Annotated in this window: 19 protein-coding genes; 8 read left to right on the top strand and 11 right to left on the bottom strand. The window is 72.8% G+C overall.

Going from position 1 to position 17816, the window contains the following annotated elements; translation table 11 throughout:
• Nucleotides 1–6 precede the first annotated feature (6 nt).
• Together pknB and AB0C84_RS00315 are read left to right on the top strand one after the other, a co-directional pair.
• Nucleotides 7–1929 carry a Stk1 family PASTA domain-containing Ser/Thr kinase gene (gene pknB / locus AB0C84_RS00320; RefSeq protein ID WP_361059550.1) on the top strand — a complete coding sequence of 641 codons (1923 nt, stop codon included), beginning with the start codon at nt 7–9 and terminating at the stop codon, nt 1927–1929.
• 20 nt (nt 1930–1949) lie between these two features.
• Nucleotides 1950–2801 carry a deoxyribonuclease IV gene (locus tag AB0C84_RS00315; RefSeq protein ID WP_361059547.1) on the top strand — a complete coding sequence of 284 codons (852 nt, stop codon included), beginning with the start codon at nt 1950–1952 and terminating at the stop codon, nt 2799–2801.
• 69 nt (nt 2802–2870) lie between these two features.
• Here AB0C84_RS00315 and AB0C84_RS00310 read toward each other — a convergent pair whose 3' ends face one another.
• Together AB0C84_RS00310 and AB0C84_RS00305 are read right to left on the bottom strand one after the other, a co-directional pair.
• Nucleotides 2871–3056, bottom strand: coding sequence for a DUF397 domain-containing protein (locus tag AB0C84_RS00310; RefSeq protein ID WP_361059544.1), 186 nt, complete (start codon nt 3054–3056; stop codon nt 2871–2873).
• Nucleotides 3053–3883 (bottom strand): helix-turn-helix transcriptional regulator, encoded by an 831-nt coding sequence (locus tag AB0C84_RS00305; RefSeq protein WP_179842892.1) that lies wholly within the window; start codon nt 3881–3883, stop codon nt 3053–3055. Before AB0C84_RS00305 ends, AB0C84_RS00310 begins: the two co-directional genes overlap by 4 nt.
• A gap of 140 nt (nt 3884–4023) precedes the next feature.
• On the opposite strand from AB0C84_RS00305, the gene AB0C84_RS00300 reads away from it, so the two are divergent.
• Genes AB0C84_RS00300 through AB0C84_RS00290 form a run of 3 tightly spaced genes read left to right on the top strand, consistent with a single transcriptional unit; the run spans nt 4024 to nt 4930 of the window.
• Nucleotides 4024–4392, top strand: a complete 369-nt coding sequence (locus AB0C84_RS00300) for an ATP-binding protein (protein WP_361059540.1) — start codon at nt 4024–4026, stop codon at nt 4390–4392.
• Nucleotides 4389–4601 carry a hypothetical protein gene (locus tag AB0C84_RS00295; protein WP_361059537.1) on the top strand — a complete coding sequence of 71 codons (213 nt, stop codon included), beginning with the start codon at nt 4389–4391 and terminating at the stop codon, nt 4599–4601. Before AB0C84_RS00300 ends, AB0C84_RS00295 begins: the two co-directional genes overlap by 4 nt.
• 29 nt (nt 4602–4630) lie before the next feature.
• Nucleotides 4631–4930, top strand: coding sequence for a helix-turn-helix domain-containing protein (locus AB0C84_RS00290; RefSeq protein ID WP_361060194.1), 300 nt, complete (start codon nt 4631–4633; stop codon nt 4928–4930).
• Nucleotides 4931–5492: 562 nt separating this feature from the next.
• Here AB0C84_RS00290 and AB0C84_RS00285 read toward each other — a convergent pair.
• The 5 genes from AB0C84_RS00285 to AB0C84_RS00265 all read right to left on the bottom strand — a co-directional run bounded on the left by AB0C84_RS00285 (nt 5493) and on the right by AB0C84_RS00265 (nt 10586).
• Nucleotides 5493–7196, bottom strand: a complete 1704-nt coding sequence (locus AB0C84_RS00285) for a cation acetate symporter (RefSeq protein ID WP_361059534.1) — start codon at nt 7194–7196, stop codon at nt 5493–5495.
• Nucleotides 7193–7648 carry a hypothetical protein gene (locus AB0C84_RS00280; RefSeq protein ID WP_361059531.1) on the bottom strand — a complete coding sequence of 152 codons (456 nt, stop codon included), beginning with the start codon at nt 7646–7648 and terminating at the stop codon, nt 7193–7195. Before AB0C84_RS00280 ends, AB0C84_RS00285 begins: the two co-directional genes overlap by 4 nt.
• Entirely contained in the window at nt 7638–8435 is a 798-nt protein-coding gene (locus AB0C84_RS00275) for a LytTR family DNA-binding domain-containing protein (RefSeq protein ID WP_361059528.1), read from the bottom strand. The genes AB0C84_RS00280 and AB0C84_RS00275 overlap by 11 nt, the downstream gene beginning before the upstream one ends.
• Nucleotides 8436–8512: 77 nt before the next feature.
• On the bottom strand, nt 8513–9838 hold the full coding sequence (locus tag AB0C84_RS00270; RefSeq protein WP_361059525.1) for a histidine kinase: 1326 nt from the start codon (nt 9836–9838) through the stop codon (nt 8513–8515).
• 124 nt (nt 9839–9962) lie between these two features.
• Nucleotides 9963–10586: a sulfite oxidase-like oxidoreductase gene (locus AB0C84_RS00265; protein ID WP_179842900.1), complete on the bottom strand. Its 624-nt coding sequence runs from the start codon at nt 10584–10586 to the stop codon at nt 9963–9965.
• Between the two features lie 258 nt (nt 10587–10844).
• Here AB0C84_RS00265 and aroF point away from each other — a divergent pair, with 258 nt between their 5' ends.
• The 3 genes from aroF (at nt 10845) to AB0C84_RS00250 (ending at nt 13996) form a co-directional block, all read left to right on the top strand.
• Nucleotides 10845–11891, top strand: coding sequence for a 3-deoxy-7-phosphoheptulonate synthase (gene aroF, locus AB0C84_RS00260; RefSeq protein WP_179842901.1), 1047 nt, complete (start codon nt 10845–10847; stop codon nt 11889–11891).
• A 193-nt stretch (nt 11892–12084) separates the two neighbouring features.
• Entirely contained in the window at nt 12085–13053 is a 969-nt protein-coding gene (locus AB0C84_RS00255; RefSeq protein WP_361059521.1) for an EamA family transporter, read from the top strand.
• Between the two features lie 40 nt (nt 13054–13093).
• Nucleotides 13094–13996, top strand: a complete 903-nt coding sequence (locus AB0C84_RS00250; protein WP_361059518.1) for a DUF5954 family protein — start codon at nt 13094–13096, stop codon at nt 13994–13996.
• A gap of 21 nt (nt 13997–14017) precedes the next feature.
• On the opposite strand, the gene thiI is transcribed toward AB0C84_RS00250, so the two are convergent.
• The 4 genes from thiI to AB0C84_RS00230 all read right to left on the bottom strand — a co-directional run bounded on the left by thiI (nt 14018) and on the right by AB0C84_RS00230 (nt 17816).
• Complete coding sequence (thiI, locus tag AB0C84_RS00245) at nt 14018–15262, bottom strand: tRNA uracil 4-sulfurtransferase ThiI (protein WP_361059515.1); 1245 nt, start codon at nt 15260–15262, stop codon at nt 14018–14020.
• Between the two features lie 103 nt (nt 15263–15365).
• Nucleotides 15366–16391, bottom strand: coding sequence for a 6-phosphofructokinase (locus AB0C84_RS00240; RefSeq protein WP_361059513.1), 1026 nt, complete (start codon nt 16389–16391; stop codon nt 15366–15368).
• Nucleotides 16392–16560: 169 nt separating this feature from the next.
• Nucleotides 16561–17010, bottom strand: a complete 450-nt coding sequence (locus tag AB0C84_RS00235; protein ID WP_361059510.1) for a hypothetical protein — start codon at nt 17008–17010, stop codon at nt 16561–16563.
• Nucleotides 17007–17816, bottom strand: coding sequence for a DUF692 domain-containing protein (locus AB0C84_RS00230; RefSeq protein ID WP_361059507.1), 810 nt, complete (start codon nt 17814–17816; stop codon nt 17007–17009). The genes AB0C84_RS00235 and AB0C84_RS00230 overlap by 4 nt, the downstream gene beginning before the upstream one ends.

Below are 17816 nucleotides of genomic sequence, written 5' to 3'. Positions count from 1 at the left end.
GCACCGATGGACACGACGGTTGCAGACCCACTCGTCGGGCGTGTGCTCGACGGGCGCTACCGCATTGAGTCCCGCATCGCGCGCGGCGGCATGGCCACGGTCTACCTCGCGCGCGACCTCAGGCTCGACCGCATCATCGCGATCAAGGTGATGCACGCAGGACTCGCCTCCGACGAGGACTTCGTCGCCCGCTTCATCGGCGAGGCCAAGGCCGCCGCGGCGCTGTCCCACCCCAACGTCGTCGCCGTCTACGACCAGCGCACCGACGGCGAGCACGTCTTCCTGGTGATGGAATACGTCGCCGGCCGCACCCTGCGCGACGCCCTCAACTCGCTCGGGCGGCTCGGCCCCCGCGCCGCGCTGGAGATCATGCAGCCGGTGCTGGCCGCGCTCGGCGCCGCGCACCGGGCCGGTCTCGTGCACCGCGACGTCAAGCCCGAGAACGTGCTGATCACCGAGGACGGCCAGGTCAAGGTCGCCGACTTCGGCCTCGCGCGGGCCGAGACCGCCAGCAAGATGACCAAGACCGGCATGATCATCGGGACGGTCGGCTACCTGGCGCCCGAGCAGGTGCTGTCCGGCAACGCCGACGTCCGCTCCGACGTCTACGCCGCCGGGATCATGCTGTTCGAGCTGATCACCGGGCGGCTGCCGCACCAGGGCGACACGCCCCTCGCCGTCGCCTACAAGCACGTCAACGACACGGTGCCGCCGCCGTCCAGCGTCGTGCCCGGCATCCCCCCGCAGGTGGACGCCCTGGTCACCGACGCCACCAGCCACGACCCGGCGCGCCGCCCGCATGACGCGAACCAGTACCTGGCGGAGGTCGCCGAGGTCTTCGGCGGCCTCCCCCGCGACTTCGACCGCCGCGTCGAGGAGTCGTCCCGCAACGCGACGAGCGTCCTGGAGGCCCCGCCCGCCCACGGCCGCACCGCCGTCATGGACGCCGAGACGCTGGCCCCCGGGCACGCCGCCCGGCCCACCAGGACCGACCGCGCCCTCGGCGCGCTGACCGGCCGCTACGTCCTGATCGCCATCGGCCTGGTCGCGGCGGTCATCCTCGGCTGGGCCGTCTGGTACCAGACGTCCGGCCAGTACGAGCACGTCCCGTCCTCGATCATCGGGATGAAGGTCGCCGACGCCCGCGACCAGCTGGAGTCCGACGGCATGGACGTGCGCACCGCCAAGGCGGTCTACAGCGACCGCGTCCACAAGGGCGGCGTCGCCAAGTCCGACCCGCCCGCCGGGGCCCGCATCGCCAAGGGCCAGACGGTCACCCTCACCCCGTCCCGCGGCATCACGCCCCGCGAGGTGCCCGACGTCGGCGGCAAGTCCCTCGCCGACGCCAAGAAGGCGCTGGAGGACAAGGGCTTCACCGTCGGCCGGACGAGCTCCACCCCCTCTCAGACCGTCACCAAGGGCGACGTGATCAGCACCGATCCGGACGCCGGCGAGAAGCAGTCCCCCGACGTGCCCGTCGCGATCGTCGTCTCCACGGGCATGTCGATGCCCGGCCTCCTCGGCCAGAACGGCGACACGGCGGCCAACCAGCTGCGCTCCATGGGCCTGGACGTCACGGTCAAGAAGAAGCAGGTGAACGGCAAGGACCCGAACACCGTGATCGAGCAGGACCCGTCGGAGGGCACCGGCGTCTCCCGCGGCGACAAGGTCACCATCGTCGTCAACAAGCGCGACTGCATCGTCGACGCGGGCCCCTTCCAGTTCGGCTGCGACGACGGCGACGGCAACCAGAACGTCCCCATCCCCGACCTGACCGGCCGGAGCGTCAACGACGCCAAGAAGGCCCTGAAGGACTCGGGCTTCCGCGTGAACGTGACGGGCTTCGGCGGCAACGTCGTCCGGTTCCAGTCGCCCAGCAGCGGCGAGGCCCCGCGCGGCTCCACCGTCACGATCGTCCGGGGCCCGTGACCGGCTAACCTGAACGTGCCATGACCTCACCTATCAGCCCCGTAGGGGCGCACGTCCCCGTGGCCGGCGGCCTCGCCACCGGCGGCCTGAAGTACGCCGCCGAGATCGGCGCCGAGGCGGTCCAGGTCTTCGTCTCCAACCCCCGCGGCTGGGCGCTGCCCGAGGGCAGGCCCGCGGAGGACGCCAGGCTCCGCGACGAGGGCGTCCCCGTGTACGTCCACGCCCCGTACCTGGTCAATCTCGGCTCCCCCACGCCGGAGACGCTCGACAAGTCGCTCGCGGCCGTCCGCCACTCCCTGACCCGGGGCCGCGCCATCGGCGCCCGCGGCGTCGTCGTCCACACCGGTTCCGCCGTCACCCGGACCTACGACGAGGCCATGGCGCAGGTCCGCGAGCACGTCCTGCCGCTCCTCGACGAGATCCCCGAGGACGGCCCCGACCTGCTCCTGGAGCCCATGGCCGGCCAGAACAACATGCTCTGCGCCAAGGTCCAGGACCTGGCCCCGTTCTTCGAGCGCCTCGACCACCACCCGAAGCTCGGCGTGTGCTTCGACACCTGCCACGCCTTCGCCGCCGGCCACGACCTGACCGCCCCCGGCGGCGCCAAGGACACCCTCGACGCCCTGGTCGCCGCCGTCGGCGAGGGCCGCCTGAAACTGGTCCACGCCAACGACTCCAAGGACGCGTGCGGCTCCGCCAAGGACCGCCACGAGAACATCGGAGCCGGCCAGATAGGCGAATCCCCCTTCGCCGACCTCTTCCGCCACCCGGCCGCGACAGGCGTCCCCTTCATCATCGAGACCCCGGGCCGAGCCCCCGCCCCCCACGCCGAGGACATCAAGACCCTCAAACGCCTCCGCGACGCTCCCTGACCCACCGCGGCAGTCCACCCCGCAAGAGAAATTCCCCGGACACCGTCCGGGGAATTTCTCTTCTCCAGGTCAGACCAGGTCGTACCGCCCTCGCCGAATCTCCTCGAACAGAGCCGTCACCGAGGCAACACTGAACCGGTGATACGACTCCTCAGGGCTCTTGCTGTCCCGCAGGGCCACCGACTTCTCAACGCGAGCCATCTCGACGCAGTCGGCTCCTCCGTTGCCGCTGTACGAGGACTTTCGCCATATCATGGTCTCCACCTTTCAACTGCTTTCGCCATCAATTCGACCGACTGCTCTACGGGCAAGGCCCTGTCGCGGAGCGCCTCCCACACGCGCTCCATGGTCGCGACATCCTCCGCGTGTTCGAGAACGTCTCCGCTGAAGGCGTCATCGACGTAGGCGAAGGACCGCCCGTCCATGGTGGCGATATGGAAGTTGCCGGCGAGCCCGGCATATTCCCCCACACTCACGGGGACGACGTTGATGCGCACGTTCGGATACTCGGCGACTTCCAAAAGCTTCAGAACCTGATCGCACATGACTTCCGCACCGCCGATCGCGCGGTAGAACAGCGCTCCTTCGTCAATGACCGCGATGAACATCGCGTCGTTCTCCGGGGAAAGAATCGACTGCCGGTCCACTCTCGCCCGAACTTGTTCATCGACGTTGTCCGTGCGCCTTCCCGAGGAGACGATGACCGCGCGGGCATACTCCGGGGTCTGTAGCAGCCCGGGAACGAGAAGCGGATGGTAGGACCGAAGAAGCGACGCATGCTCCTCGACCTCCCGCCACCGGTCCATGAATTCCGGTGCATGCTCGTCTTTCACGAGGTCGCGGCCCATTTCAGACAATAGACCTTTCGTTTGAAAGATGTCATCCATCCGGTTCAGATCATCGGATCGCGGCACCCGCCGACCACTCTCCCACGCTTTGACGAGCGACTCGCTCCTGTACACCAGTTTGGCCAACCCGGCAGTAGTCATGATCTTGCTCGTCTCCGAGTCGATCACGGACTCGCGCAGCCGCCGGATCTGCCTGGCGAGGAACCGGCGCGGGGTCATGCGGTTATTGGCCATGAGCGGATACACCTCGATACGCCGGGGGGACGGGTCTTGTCAGTCCGCTGTAGTTGTGCCTGACCTTCCGAGACTATCCCCACCCCCTCACCCTGAGAATGGCGAACGGCCAGACGGAACGATGAAGGGGGCGGCCGGGAATGATCGTTTTCAGACCCGAGTTGGCGAAGGTGAGGATCGCACGCGATCACGTCGCCGAGATCACCACCGATTGGCCGGTTAATGAGTACTTCATCCGTTTAGTCGCGTCCGAATTAGTCACCAACGCGGTCCGGCATGCCGCCACCGAGATGATCCGGGTCCATGCCTGCGCCGGCGAGGGCGTGTACGTGATCGAGGTCTGGGACGCCGACCGAAGGCCCCCCGTCCCCGCCGCGCAGCCGCTCTGCCCCGAGTCACCTGGCGGGCGCGGGCTCTGGATCGTCACCGACTGCGCCGACCGCTGGGGCGTCCGCCACGACGACGATGACGGCGGCAAGGTCGTCTACGCCCAGTGGACCCGGCCTTGACCCCCGAGCGGCTCGTCGCCGACACCCTGTACCAGCGCGCCGTCCTGAGCGTCTACGGCCCGTGGCTCACGTCCAGGGCGGTGAGCCTCGCCGAGCGCCGCCGCGCGGTGACACGCGTCCACCACGCCCGCCTCACCCTCGCCGCACGCGAACCGAACACCCCGTCCCGCACCGGCGGCCTCTGCCCAGGAAAGGACACTCCCCCATGACCAGCAGGCCGAGAGGCAACCGCCCCCTGATCGTCAACGGCTGGGACTTCGGCCCCCACCAGCTCCTCTCCCCGGGAGACGTAGCCAAGATCTTCCGCGTCACCCCCAAGACCGTGGGCCAGTGGGCCGAACAGGGAAAACTGACCAGCGTCCGCACCCCGGGAGGAGCCCGCCGCTTCAGCCGCCACCAGATAGAGCACTACCTGCACAACGAACACCCCCCCATGACCGAGACCAGCAGTGACCCGCAAGACCCCAGAGGAAAACCACCCAGACACAACGGCACCTGGCGAACGAAACAACCTGAGCCGTCTAACGAGACAACCTGAGCCACCACAGCAACCCGGCGACAACCCGGGGGCCGCGATCGCGTCCGAAGGCAGGTTCGAGCTTGCGAGAACCTGATCGCGAAGCGAGCCGCAAGGCGAGCCGGAGCGATGCCAGCGATCGCCCGCTTTTATCGACGATGGAGGGCCGCCAGGCCCGAAGGAGGAGAAAAAAGCAATAAAAAAGAGCTCGGGCGTCGCTGAACAACCCCCCGACTGTTCAGCGACGCCCGAGCCACAGGTCGCGGGATCCCACCCCCCCGGTACGGGATCCTGCGACTCACGATCCGGCGTTGTCGCCGGATCTCCGGATTTGCTCTTGTGGGAGGGTCTGCGGCCGGGGGCCGCCCGCCCCTCCTCGGCGGTGTGACGTGTGGTGCCACTGAGAACATTAGAGGGGGTCCGCCACCTGGGGACAGGGAGACGGCGCGGCTCTCGATGAACGGTGTGTAGTCAGAGATATACGGAGCGTAGTCATCGGATGAGCGGTCTCTGCGGCGGGACGAGCGGTCGCGGGGCGGTGGGCGGGGGGCGGGGCGCCATCGCGAACGGTTCATATCGGGGCTCAGCGGGCGAAAACGTCCTCGGGTAGGTGCAGTTTCGTCAGGGCGCGGTCGGCGCGGCGGGGGACGCGGCGGCGGGTCAGGAGTGAGACGGCGACCATGACGGCGAACGCGGCGGGGGCGGCCAGCGCGGCGGGTTCGGCCACGGCGGCGGCGGGCCAGCCCGTCAGGGGGACCTCGTACAGGTGCAGGACGCCGGACGTGACGGCGAGGCCGGTGCCGACGAGCAGGCCGGCGCCGGCGCCGGCGGCGGTGAGGCCGCGCCACCAGATGGCGAGGAGGAGGAGCGGGCACAGGGAGCACGCCGACACGCAGAGCGCCAAGGCGACGAGACCGGCGGCGCCCTGCGTCCCGATCCTCGGGAGCAGGGCGAGCGGGACGATGAGCGCGAAAACGGTGGCGATGCGGAAGGAGGCGGTGCCGCTGCGGCGGGCGCACTGGGTGACCGTGCCCGCGATGGTGACGACGAGGCCGCAGGAGGTGGAGATGAACGCGGCGAAGGCGCCGAGGGTGATGAGCCCGGTGAGCAGCGCGCCGGCCGGGCCGGGGATGCGCTGGGGCAGCAGCAGGACGGTCGCGTCGGTGTCGCCGGTCATCAGCAGCTCGGGCGCGTAGAGGCGTCCCATGGACGCGTAGATGGTGGGGAAGACGTAGAAGAGCGCGAGGAGGAGCGGGACAAGAGCGGCCGTGCGGCGGGCGGTGCTTCCGTTCGGGTTGGTGTAGAAGCGGATGAGGACGTGGGGCAGCCCCATGGTGCCGAGCAGGATGCCCAGGAGCGCCGAGTACGTGCGGTAGAAGCCGTGCTCCTCCCCGCGGCCGAAGGGAGTGGCCCAGGCATGGCCGCTCTGGACGGGGAGGCGTTCGGCGTGGGGCACCGGCGCTCCGGCCGGGAAGACCACTTCGGCGCCGGGGCCGATGGTGTGCCGCCCCGCGGCGAGCGTCATCGCCCCGCCGCCGTGGCGGACGCCGTCCACGCGTCCCCGGGCGGTGACGAGGACGGCGGCGGGCGCGGTGACCACTGCCTCGGTGCTCACGCGGACCCGGGTGGCGTGCGCGAACCGCGCGGGCCCGTCGGCGAGGGGGTCGGGGCGGCCGTCCATCTGCCACATGGCCAGCAGCGCCAGGGCGGGGACGGCCAGGGCGACCAGTTTCACCCAGAACTGGATGCTCTGGACGGCGGTGATGCTGCACATCCCGCCGGAGGCGACGAGCAGCAGCGTGACCGCGACGACGACGGCCCAGCCCGCCCACGCCGGGGCCCCGGTCATCACGCGCAGGGTCACGCCGGCGCCCTGGAACTGCGGCAGCAGGTAGAACCAGCCGATGAAGCAGACGCAGCAGGTGACGATGCGCCGCACGGCCGGGGAGCCGAGCCTCCACTCGGCGAAGTCGGAGACGGTGTAGGCGCCCGACCTGCGCAGCGGCGCGGTGACGAACGCCAGGAGCAGGACGTGTCCGGCGGTCGCCGCGACCGGCAGCCACAGCATGTCGGCGCCGTAGGCGAGCACCAGCCCGGCGGTGCCGAGGAACGCGGCGGCGGAAAGGTACTCACCGCTGATCGCCGACGCGTTCCGCCAGGGGGTGACGCCCCGGGAGGCGACCAGGAGGTCGGAGGCGGTGCAGGCGGAGCGGCGGTCGCACGCGCCGAGCGCGGCGGACGCGACCAGCAGCAGCAGGAGCGCCGCCGCCACCGCCGCGGCGGTCATCGCCGGCCCGCCGGTCGGGTGAGGTCGCGTTCGGCGCGTTCGGCGCGGCCGAGCTGGCGGAACGACACCGCGACCCAGACCGGCTGGATGCCGAAGGCGAGGACGAGCCAGGGCAGCGGGACGCCGTGCACGCGGATCCGCGCCACCGCCGGGACGATCGCCATCAGCGCGGGGAGCGCCGTCACCACGGTCATGACGAGCGCGCCGGTGCCGAGGGCGGTGCGCAGCTGGGCGCGGATGAGGTGGCGGGTCTCGGCGGCGCTGAGCGGTGGCCCGGAGGCGGGCGGGGCGGACAGGGACAGGTCGGTATCGGGCGGGTCGGGGTCCGCCGGGCCGGCCGCGGGTTCCGCCGTCCCGGTGGCCTGGGCGGTGCCCGCCGCCGCGCCCTCCGGCGGCGCGAGGGGGCGGACGGCCGCCGCCCCCGCCACCGCGTCGCGGCGTTCATCGGTCATCGCGGCCCTCCCCCGGGACTCGGGCGTCCTCGTCCGGCTGGTGGAACTTGCGGACGAGCAGGTCCCGGACCTCGCGGGTGTGGCGGCGGCTGACCTGCAGCAGCTCGTCCCCGATCTGGACGGCGGCCCGGCCGCCGTCGAAGCGCAGCTCGGTGATGTGCGCGGCCGCGACGAGGGTGCTGCGGTGGATCCGGATGAACCCGGCGCCCTCCCACCGCCTGGAGAGCGCCGACAGCGGCATGCGGACGAGGTAGCCGCCGTCGGCGGTGTGCAGCCGCACGTAGTCGCCCTGCGCCTCGACGTGGGTCACGGCGCGGCGCGACACCAGCCGCGTCCGCCCGCCGAGCTCGACGGGGATCATCTCGTCGTCGGGGTCGGGAGAGGCCTCCCCGGCGGGCGGGGACGCCCGGCGCGCGGCCGCCGCCACGCGCCGGACCGACTCGGCCAGCCGCTCCGGGCGGACGGGCTTCAGCAGGTAGTCGAGCGCGCCGAGCTCGTAGGCGGTGACGGCGCAGTCGTCGTGCGCGGTCACGAACACCACGTGCGGCGGCGCGGCGAACCCGGTCAGCAGCCGGGTGAAGTCGAGCCCGTCGAGGCCCGGCATGCGGATGTCGAGGAACACGGCGTCGAGGCGCTCCCCCTCGACGAGCATCCGGCTCAGGTCGCGGAGCGCGGCCGAGGCGTCCGCGGCGCCGGTGACCCGCCCGATCCGCGGGTCGTTCCTGAGCAGGTAGGTCAGCTCCTCCAGGGCCGGGCGTTCATCGTCGACGGCGAGGACGTGAAGCATGAGGGCGACTTTGCCGCGATTACCGTCTGTCCGCAATCGGTTCCGAAAAGTGAGTGGCGTGTCGCCCGGATCGCCCCTCAGTCGGGAAAGACGCCCGGACGGTACTTCGGGACGCGTAATTTGACCTTTGTTCCGGCGCCGAGCGCTGTCTCGACGGTGAGGCCGTACTCGTCCCCGTAGACCTGGCGCATGCGCGCGTCGACGTTCGCGAGGCCGATGCCGGGGGCGCCCTCAGACCGGTCGTGGGTGGCGACGCTCCCCCAGCCGGTGGGCCCGGGACGTCCGAGGGGCGCCGAGAGGATCTCTTCGAGGCGTTCGGGATCCATGCCGATCCCGTCGTCCTCGACGCTGATCGCGGCCTCGGCGCCCGAGTCGCGGGCCACGATCGAGATGTGGAACGCCCGGCGGCCCCCGGCCATGCCGTGCCGGACGGCGTTCTCGACGAGGGGCTGGAGCGCGAGGAACGGGACGGCGACCGGCAGCACCTCGGGCGCGACCTCGACGTTGCACTGCAGCCGCTCGCCGAATCTGGCGCGCTCCAGAAGCAGGTAGCGGTCGATCGAGCGCAGCTCGTCGGCGAGCGTGGTGAAGTCGCGCGGGTTGCGGAAGGAGTAGCGGGCGAAGTCGGCGAAGTCGAGCAGCAGGCCGCGGGCCCGCTCGGGGTCGGTGCGGACGAACGAGGCGATCGTGGTCAGCGAGTTGTAGACGAAGTGCGGCGAGATCTGCGCCCGCAGCGCGCGCATCTCGGCCTCGGCGAGGCGGACGCGGACCGAGTCGAGCCCGGCCAGTTCGAGCTGCCCGGTGACGAGCCTGGCCGCCTCCCCGACCGCGCGGACCCGCGCGGCGGACGGGCTCGGCCAGTACGCGGTCAGCGTGCCCTCGACGCGGCCCTCGACGGTGAGGGGGGCGATCATCGCGACCTGGACGCCGCAGTGCGGGTCGCCGCAGGCGAGCGGCTCGGGTGCGATGACCCGGGGCCTGCCGGAGGTGAGGACGGGCAGCGCGTGCGCGACGGCCTCGCCCGCGTGGGCGCCGCGGCCGGTGCCGTCCCAGGCCAGCAGCCGCGGCGCGGCGCCCCTGCCGTCGCCGGGATCGCCGGGTTTGCCGGGGTCGCCGGCGCCGTCAGGGTCGTCGGGCGGGCGCGCCGCCACGATCGCGACCGCCTCGGCGCCGAGCAGGGAGCGCAGCAGCCGGGTCGCCCTGCGCGCGGCGGCGCCGGTGAGCCCGGCCCGCAGCGGGGGCGCGGCGTGCGCGACCAGGTGCAGGGCGGCGAGGGCCGCCGCCTCCGCCGGGTCGGCGGGCCCGCGCCGCGGCAGCAGGCACCACCGGCGCGGCGCCCAGACCCCGCTGGCCCCGGCTGCCGCGGCGCACACCACGACATCTGTGACGGACGGTAGGTCCATGGAAACTTACGGTAATGGCTATCATCGCCGCGGGTGCGCCTGTTGCCGATTTACCGAGGTCTCGAATGGGACACGCTCACTCCGCCGAACGGCCCGCTCCGGCGGACCAATCGCGGCGGACCGGTCACAGCGGGGGCGACTCGCCCTCGTCCTCCTGGTATGAGTAGCGCTGCTCCCGCCACGGGTCGGCGACGTTGTGGTAGCCGCGTTCCTCCCAGAAACCCCGCCGGTCCTTCACCAGGTACTCCACGCCCCGGACCCATTTCACGCTCTTCCACGCGTACAGGTGCGGGATGACGATGCGGACGGGGAAGCCGTGGTCGGGGGTGAGGCGCTCGCCGTCGCGGTGGGTGGCGAACATCGTCCCGTCGGCGAGGAAGTCGCCCATCCGGATGTTGGCGCTGTAGCCGTACTCGGCCCAGACCATGACGTGCGTGACGTCCGGCGCGGGCGGTGCCAGTTCGGTGATCGTCGCGCCGGGGACGCCCCGCCACTCGTTGTCCGGGATGGTGAACTTGGTGACGCAGTGGAAGTCGGCGACCGAGGCGGCCTTCGGCAGCGCGTCGAACTCGTCCCAGGTCCAGCGGTGCTGCTCCCCCGACTCGGTGGCGCCGAAGACCCGGAAATCCCAGTCCTTGGGACGGAACTTCGGCACGGGGCCGTAGTGCAGGACGGGCCAGCCCCGGGGGACGTACTGCCCGGGCGGCAGCTCGCCCGGCTGCGGCGCGGACTGTTCGGGGTGGGTCATGACGCGGCCATCCTGCCATCCGGAGTGAGCTGAGCCATATCCGGGGTGCGTGCGGGCCGCCGGCCCGGACATCGGCTAGGCTCTTCCCCATGCGCAACGTCGTGTATTTCTTTTGGCCCGACCAGCCCGGACGGCTGGTCTGCCAGACGCTGCGCTGACAGACCACTAAGGCGAAAGCCCCGGGCCGGCCGGCCCGGGGCTTTCGTCGTTCCGGGGACCGGCCGGCCTCCCGGGGCATGAACGAGAGGCAGCAGACCCATGGTCGTCGTCATGGCCCCGGAGGCCAGCGAAGCGGATGTCCGAGCCGTCGTCTCACTGGTCGAGACGGCGGGAGGCGACGCCTTCGTCAGCCGCGGCGTGGAGCGGACCATCGTCGGGCTGGTGGGCGACGTCCAGCAGTTCGGCTCGCTGAACCTGCGCGGGATGCGCGGCGTGAGCGACGTCATCCGCATCTCGGCGCCCTACAAGCTGGTGAGCCGCGAGAACCACGCCGAGCGGTCGGTCGTCCGGGTCGGCGGGGTGCCGATCGGCCCCGGCACCATGACCCTGATCGCGGGCCCGTGCGCGGTGGAGACCCCCGAGCAGACCCTCGGCGCGGCGCAGATGGCGCAGGCCGCGGGCGCGACGCTGCTGCGCGGCGGCGCGTTCAAGCCGCGCACGTCGCCGTACGCGTTCCAGGGCCTCGGGGAGGCCGGGCTGCGCATCCTCGCGGACGTCCGCGAGGAGACCGGCATGCCGATCGTCACCGAGGTCGTGGACGCCGCCGACGTCGAACTCGTCGCGTCCTACGCCGACATGCTCCAGATCGGCACCCGCAACGCGCAGAACTTCGCGCTCCTGCAGGCCGCCGGCGAGGCGGGCAAGCCGGTGATGCTGAAGCGCGGCATGAACGGGACGATCGAGGAGTGGCTGATGGCCGCCGAGTACGTCGCGCAGCGCGGCAACCTCGACATCGTGCTGTGCGAGCGGGGCATCCGCACGTTCGAGCGGGCCACCCGCAACACCCTCGACATCTCCGCGGTGCCGGTGGCGCAGCGCCTCTCCCACCTGCCGGTCATCGTGGACCCGTCGCACTCGGGCGGCAGCCGCGACCTCGTCCTGCCGCTGACCCGCGCAGCGATCGCGGTCGGCGCCGACGGCGTGATCATCGACGTGCACCCGCACCCGGAGACCGCCCTGTGCGACGGCCCCCAGGCCCTGGTGGACGGCGACCTGCGCGAGCTCGCCAAGCTCGTGCGCGACCTGCCCCCGATCGTCGGCCGCTCCCTCACCCGGAGCGAGGACCCCGACGCGGTGCCCGCCTGAACCGGGCAGGTATCGTCCTGAACCATGGCTTACTGGGCACCCGACTGCGGACCGCCGCGCTCCTGACGGGGCGCAGCGACCGCATTCCCCGCTGATCACGGCACGGCCCGGCGCGATCACGCGCCCGGGCCGCGCCGTCCTGCGCCCCGAATCCGGATCTTCCCTTCCGATTCGAGCCCAGGAGCCCTTCTCCGTGTCACAGAACACCTCCCTCAGCCGCGCCTCTGGAAAGCTTTCGCGGTCCCCTGCCCGGCGTGGCGGCGCCGACGTCCTGCTGGCGGCGACCCTGTGGGGGACGACCGGCACCGTCCGCACGTTCGCGGACGGAGCGTCCCCCTACTCGGTCGCCGCGATCCGCATCATCATCGGCGGCCTGGTGCTGCTGGCCCTCGCCGCGTCCACGCGCGGCGGCGCGGGGCTGCGCCGCCTGGTGGCCGATCGCCGCAACCTGCCGCTCGTCGGGCTCGGCGCGGCCGCCATCACCGTGTACCAGACGGCGTTCTTCGTCGCCGCCGGCCGCACCGGCGTCGCGGTCGGCACCGTCGTCACGATCGGCAGCGCGCCCGTGTTCACCGGCGTGATCGGACTGATCGCCCGCCGGTCCGTGCCGACCGGACGGTGGACGCTCGCCACGGCCGGCGCCGTCGCGGGCTGCGCGCTGCTCGTCGGCGGCGGCCGGGACGCGGGCGCGGAGCCGCTCGGCATCGGGCTGGCCCTGCTGTCCGGGCTGTCGTACGCGGGGTACGCGACGGTGGCGTCCGTCCTCATCACCCGGGGCGAGGAGGACCGCGCGGTCGCCGCGGCGCTGTTCGGCACGGCGGCCCTCCCGATGGTCCCCGTGCTGCTCGCGGGGCCCACGGGCTGGCTGCTCACCGGCGGCGGCGCGCTCATCGCGCTCTACCTCGGCGTGGTCACCACGGGCGGCGGCTACCTGCTGTTCGCCCGGGGCCTGCGGACGACGCCCGCGACGACGGCGACGACCCTGACGCTCGCGGAGCCGGCGGTGGCGGCCGTGCTCGGCACGGCCCTGCTGGGCGAGCGGCTGGGCGGCGCGGCGCTGGTCGGCCTGGCGCTGCTGGCGGCGAGCCTGGTGGTCCTCGTGGCGCCCGCCCGCCGGCGCGGCCGCGGCGCGCGCGCACAGGGCGGTAACGAATTGGTCTGAACCATTGGCCGGGCGCGGCGCGGCGAGGATGATGACCGGCATGACGACGGGAGATGGTGACGCCGGGGGGCGGCTCTTCCCGGAGGACCTGGACGGCGTCGACCCGGTCGCCGCGGTGCTGCTGGCGGACGCCCGCCGCGCCCTCGCCGCCTACCCGGAACTGGTGGCCCTCGGCGCCGTGTACACGGCCGCCGAGCGCGTTCCGGGCGGCTGGCAGGTGGTGTGCCCGTTCGACCCGCTGCCGCAGGGCGCGCGCGAGATCCTCGCCGACCACCTGGAGGACCGGGCCGCGCCGGGCTCCGGCGCGCGGGCGCGCGACCTGGCGGCCGCGGCCCGGACGCTGCGGCGCGAGCCGGTCGACGAGGTGGTCGCCGGCGGCCGGCGGTTCCGGATCGCGCGGATCGAGCAGCTGGCCCGCACCGGCCCGGACGGGCCGGAGCCGCCCCGGCCGACCGACCTCGACCCGCTCCCGGCGGGCGGCCGCGTCCCGCCGGCCCGGCCGCACGAGCTGCTGCCGGACGAGGGCCCGGCGTCCGACCTCGCGACCGCCGAGCTGCTGTGCCAGGTGCTGGACGCCGCGGCCGCCACGGGCAACGAGCCGTCCGGCGCGTTCCTCACACCGGTCGCGCTGGCGCCCGCGTTCACCGTCGCCGAGCGCGGCGAGCGGCGCTGGCGGCCCGTGGGGCGCCTGTACGACGCGCCGCAGCAGGCCCGCGACTCGCTGGCCACGTACTTCAGGCACGTGGTGCCCGTGGTGGAGAGCCCCGCCGAGGCCGACGTCGCCCGGTTCGCCGAGGCGGCGGAGCTGATGGAGGACGAGAGCCGCCGCAACGGCATCGCCGTCGCGGGCCGCCGCTTCCGGATCGTCCGCATCGAGCGGATCACCCTGATGGGCCCGGACGGGCCCGAGCCGCCGCGCCCGACGGACTTCGACGCCCGCTAGAGGCGGGTGCGGGCGGCCCGGTCAGACCGCGGGGTCGCCGTAGGCGGGGCGGTGCTCCTGGACGGACGCGGCGAGCTGGTCGGCGAGCTCGCCGACGTCGAGGCGCTTCTCGATCTGCCGCAGGTCTTCGATCTTGGCCCGGGTCTCGGCGCGGCGGGGCGCGAGCAGGGTGCAGCAGTCCTCGTCGGGCAGCTCGGAGATCGTCAGGGTGCGGATGCGGCGCGCCTGGTCCATGATCTCGACCTTGTCCATGCCGACGAGGGGGCGCAGGATCGGCAGCTCGACGGCGTCGTCCAGCGCGGTGATGTTGGCGAGGGTCTGGCTGGACACCTGCCCGAGCGCGTCGCCGGTGATCAGCGCGGAGCCGCGCAGCCGCCGGGCGAGGACCTCCCCGGTGCGCAGCATCAGCCGCCGCTGCGCGATCACCGCGAGCTTGTCGGCGCCGGACGACTTGATCTGCTGCTGCGCCTTGCCGAACGGCACGACGAACAGCCGGGACCCGGTCTGGAACTTGTCCAGCTCGCGGACCAGCGCGTACGCCTTGTAGATCGACTCGGGGCCGGTGAACGGCATGCCGGAGAAGTGCAGGTAGTCGACGCGCAGGCCGCGGCGCATCATCCGGTACGCGGCGACGGGCGAGTCGATGCCGCCCGACATCAGCACCAGGCCGCGGCCGCTCATCCCGACGGGCAGGCCGCCCTGGCCGGGCAGGCCGCCGGAGTAGACGAACACCTCGTCGCGGTCGACCTCGATCGACAGGGTGTGGTCGGGGTGCTTCAGCCGGACGGGCTGGCCGTAGCGGGCGGTGACGAGCGTGCCGATGTGCCGGTCGAGCTCGGTGGAGGTCATCGGGAACCGCTTGTCGCGGCGCCGGGACCGGACGGCGAACGAGCCGGTCCGCCCGTCCATGAGCTCCAGGGCGGCGCGCTCGACGCTGGCGAGGTCCTTGCCGACCCGCCAGGCGCGGTGCGCCCACACGATGCCCATGACGTCGGTGATCCGCTGCGCGACGCGCTCCATGGTGGCAAGATCAGCACTGGGTCGTCGGACGATGAAGACGCCGTGCCGACGGACGACGTCGACCCGGGCGACCGGCCTCACGGCGGTGCGCACGTTGTCGGCGAGGCGGCGCTCGAACTGCTCGCGGTTCTTGCCCTTGAGGACGACCTCGCCCAGTTTGAGCAGCACGCACGGCTCGCCGTCGACCGGCGACTGCTCCCGGACGTCCGCCGCCGCGGTGCCGGGCGCGGTGTCGAGCGTGGTCATGCGTGATCCTCCTGGCGGGAACAGGGTAAAGAGAGGACCTCCAGTGTGGCCCAGAGAGGCCAACACCGCGACCCGCATTCCCTGTTCCCGCCCGGCGGGACGATCAGCCGAAGAAGACCTCGGCCTCGGAGTAGCGCTCCAGCGGGACGGTCTTGAGTTCCTTCGTCGCCTCGTCGAGGCCGACGCGGATGATGTCGGTGCCCTGGAGGGCGACCATCTTGCCGTAGTCGCCGTCCTTGACGGCGTCGATCGCCTGGAGGCCGAAGCGGGTGGCGAGGACGCGGTCGAACGCGGTGGGGGTGCCGCCGCGCTGGATGTGCCCGAGCACGGTGGCGCGGGCCTCCTTGCCGGTGCGCTTCTCGATCTCGTCGGCGAGGGCCTGCCCGATGCCGCCGAGCCGGACGTGCCCGAACGAGTCGCGCTCACCGGTCTGCAGCTGCATCTGCCCGTCGACGGGGTGCGCGCCCTCCGACACCACGATGATCGGGGCGTAGCGGGTCTTGAACCGGCTCTCCACGTACTGGCAGACCTTCTCGATGTCGAAGGGCCGCTCGGGGATGAGGATGACGTTGGCGCCGGCGGCCATGCCGACGTGCAGCGCGATCCAGCCCGCGTGCCGGCCCATGACCTCGCAGATCAGCGCGCGGTGGTGGCTCTCGGCGGTGGTGTGCAGCCGGTCGACGGCCTCCACGCCGATGTTCACCGCGGTGTCGAACCCGAAGGTGTAGTCGGTCGCGTTCAGGTCGTTGTCGATCGTCTTGGGGACGCCGACGACGTTGACGCCGTTCGCGTACAGCTCGCTCGCGACGCCGAGGGTGTCCTCGCCGCCGATGGCGATCAGCGCGTCCACGCCGAGGCCGGCGAGGTTGTCCTTGATCCGCTCGACGCCGCCCTCGACCTTGACCGGGTTGGTCCGCGACGAGCCGAGGATCGTCCCGCCGCGGGGCAGGATCCCGCGCACGGCCTGGACGTCGAGGGCCACGGTGTCGCCTTCGAGCGGTCCGCGCCAGCCGGCCCGGAAGCCGACGAACTCGTAGCCGTAGACCTGGACGCCCTTGCGGACGACCGCGCGTATCACCGCGTTCAGGCCGGGGCAGTCCCCGCCTCCGGTCAGCACTCCGACGCGCATGCCGTCACCTTCTCCCGCCACCGGGCTCCTCCCTCGCTCCACGTTCTCAAGACTAGTCGTCGCACGCGGCGGCACGGGCCCTTCACCGGATGTCCCGGCGCGCCGCCATTGGTCTAGACCATAGCCCGTGCCGGGGGCGCGCGGCACTTCGCCGGCGGGGACGGCGCCGTCAGCCGGACGGGCTCCGGCCGAAGACGCGGACCCGCCTCCCGAGGACCACCACCGCTCCCCCCGGCACGCGCCGCGCCGCCGCCCGGCGCGGGCGCGGTGGGTCCTGCCCGTCATAGGACCATCGCGCCTCGGCCAGCGTGAGTTCCCGCGCCGCGTCTCCGGCGAGACGGTCCCGGTTCTCGCGCGCGAAGTCCCAGCCGTCCCGGAGGGAGCCGCGCGTCGGGCGCTCGGCGGCCCACGCGGCGAAGGCCGCCTTCCAGGACGTCCCGTACGACTCGGCCAGCGCGGGCCAGGCGCGGGCGACCTCGCCCGCCCGCTTGAGCAGGATCCCGTGCGCGGCGGCCCGCACCGCGCCGGCGTCGAAGCCCTCCGGCATCGGGCCGCCCGCCGTCATGGCCCGCACGAGCGCCTCCTGCGCCGCGGCCAGCCCGGCGTCGAACCCGCTCACGTGACGTGCTCCAGCCCGGAGGCCGCGGCGATGGCGTCCAGCTCGGCGCGCAGCTCGGCGGCGGGCGGGTAGCGGCCGTCGCGCTCCAGCAGGAAGCCGGGCGGGCGGTGCCGCGCGCACAGTTCCGCGACCAGCTCCAGCACCTCGTTGGGAACGGCGGCGGCGTGCGTGTCGTGGTATCGCCCGCCCTCCTGCGAGCCGCCCGCGACGTGGCAGTAGGCGATGCGCTCCAGGGGCAGGCGGTCGAGGAGGTCCGCGGGGTCCTCGCCCCGGTTGCGCGCGTTCGCGTACACGTTGGCGACGTCCAGCAGCAGGAGGGCGCCGGTGCGCTCCAGCAGCTCGGTCAGGAAGTCGGCCTCGGTGTACTCGGCGTCAGGCCAGTCGAAGAGCGCGGCGATGGGCTCGACGGCCAGCGGGACGGGCAGCTCCGCCTGCGTCCGGCGGATGTTGGCGGTCAGCGCGTCCAGCGCGGCGCGGGTGCGCGGCACCGGCAGCAGATGCCCGGCCTCGACGCCGCCCGCGCGGACGAACGCGACGTGCTCGCTCACCAGCGGCGCGCCGAGCGCCTCGGCGCAGGCGGCCAGGCGCGCGACGCGCTCGGCGGCCACGGGCTCGGCGCCGCCGAGCGACAGCCGCACCCCGTGCGGGACGATCGCCGCGCCGCGGTCGCGCAGCGCGAGCAGCTCGGGGACGGGCGCCGCCGGGTGCACCGACTCCGCGATCACCTCGGTGAAGCGCAGCCCCGGCAGCGCGCCGACGAACCCGCTGATCTCGGGGCGCCAGCCGATCCCCACGCCCAGCCGCAT

This window comes from Actinomadura sp. NPDC048955, assembly GCF_040649435.1.
GTDB classification, from domain to species: domain Bacteria; phylum Actinomycetota; class Actinomycetes; order Streptosporangiales; family Streptosporangiaceae; genus Spirillospora; species Spirillospora luteofluorescens.
Note: the sequence above shows the minus strand (reverse complement) of the source record. Positions and strands in the feature narration are given on the sequence as shown.

Bases quoted from the DNA above. Each gene is read 5' to 3' on its own strand.
- AB0C84_RS00310 (WP_361059544.1), bottom strand. From the start codon at position 3,056: ATGATATGGCGAAAGTCCTCGTACAGCGGCAACGGAGGAGCCGACTGC.
- aroF (WP_179842901.1), top strand. From the start codon at position 10,845: ATGGTCGTCGTCATGGCCCCGGAGGCCAGCGAAGCGGATGTCCGAGCC.
- AB0C84_RS00315 (WP_361059547.1), top strand. From the start codon at position 1,950: ATGACCTCACCTATCAGCCCCGTAGGGGCGCACGTCCCCGTGGCCGGC.
- AB0C84_RS00275 (WP_361059528.1), bottom strand. From the start codon at position 8,435: ATGCTTCACGTCCTCGCCGTCGACGATGAACGCCCGGCCCTGGAGGAG.
- AB0C84_RS00305 (WP_179842892.1), bottom strand. From the start codon at position 3,883: ATGGCCAATAACCGCATGACCCCGCGCCGGTTCCTCGCCAGGCAGATC.
- AB0C84_RS00230 (WP_361059507.1), bottom strand. From the start codon at position 17,816: ATGCGGCTGGGCGTGGGGATCGGCTGGCGCCCCGAGATCAGCGGGTTC.
- AB0C84_RS00300 (WP_361059540.1), top strand. From the start codon at position 4,024: ATGATCGTTTTCAGACCCGAGTTGGCGAAGGTGAGGATCGCACGCGAT.
- AB0C84_RS00270 (WP_361059525.1), bottom strand. From the start codon at position 9,838: ATGGACCTACCGTCCGTCACAGATGTCGTGGTGTGCGCCGCGGCAGCC.
- AB0C84_RS00240 (WP_361059513.1), bottom strand. From the start codon at position 16,391: ATGCGCGTCGGAGTGCTGACCGGAGGCGGGGACTGCCCCGGCCTGAAC.
- pknB (WP_361059550.1), top strand. From the start codon at position 7: ATGGACACGACGGTTGCAGACCCACTCGTCGGGCGTGTGCTCGACGGG.
- AB0C84_RS00250 (WP_361059518.1), top strand. From the start codon at position 13,094: ATGACGACGGGAGATGGTGACGCCGGGGGGCGGCTCTTCCCGGAGGAC.
- AB0C84_RS00265 (WP_179842900.1), bottom strand. From the start codon at position 10,586: ATGACCCACCCCGAACAGTCCGCGCCGCAGCCGGGCGAGCTGCCGCCC.
- AB0C84_RS00280 (WP_361059531.1), bottom strand. From the start codon at position 7,648: ATGACCGATGAACGCCGCGACGCGGTGGCGGGGGCGGCGGCCGTCCGC.
- thiI (WP_361059515.1), bottom strand. From the start codon at position 15,262: ATGACCACGCTCGACACCGCGCCCGGCACCGCGGCGGCGGACGTCCGG.
- AB0C84_RS00285 (WP_361059534.1), bottom strand. From the start codon at position 7,196: ATGACCGCCGCGGCGGTGGCGGCGGCGCTCCTGCTGCTGCTGGTCGCG.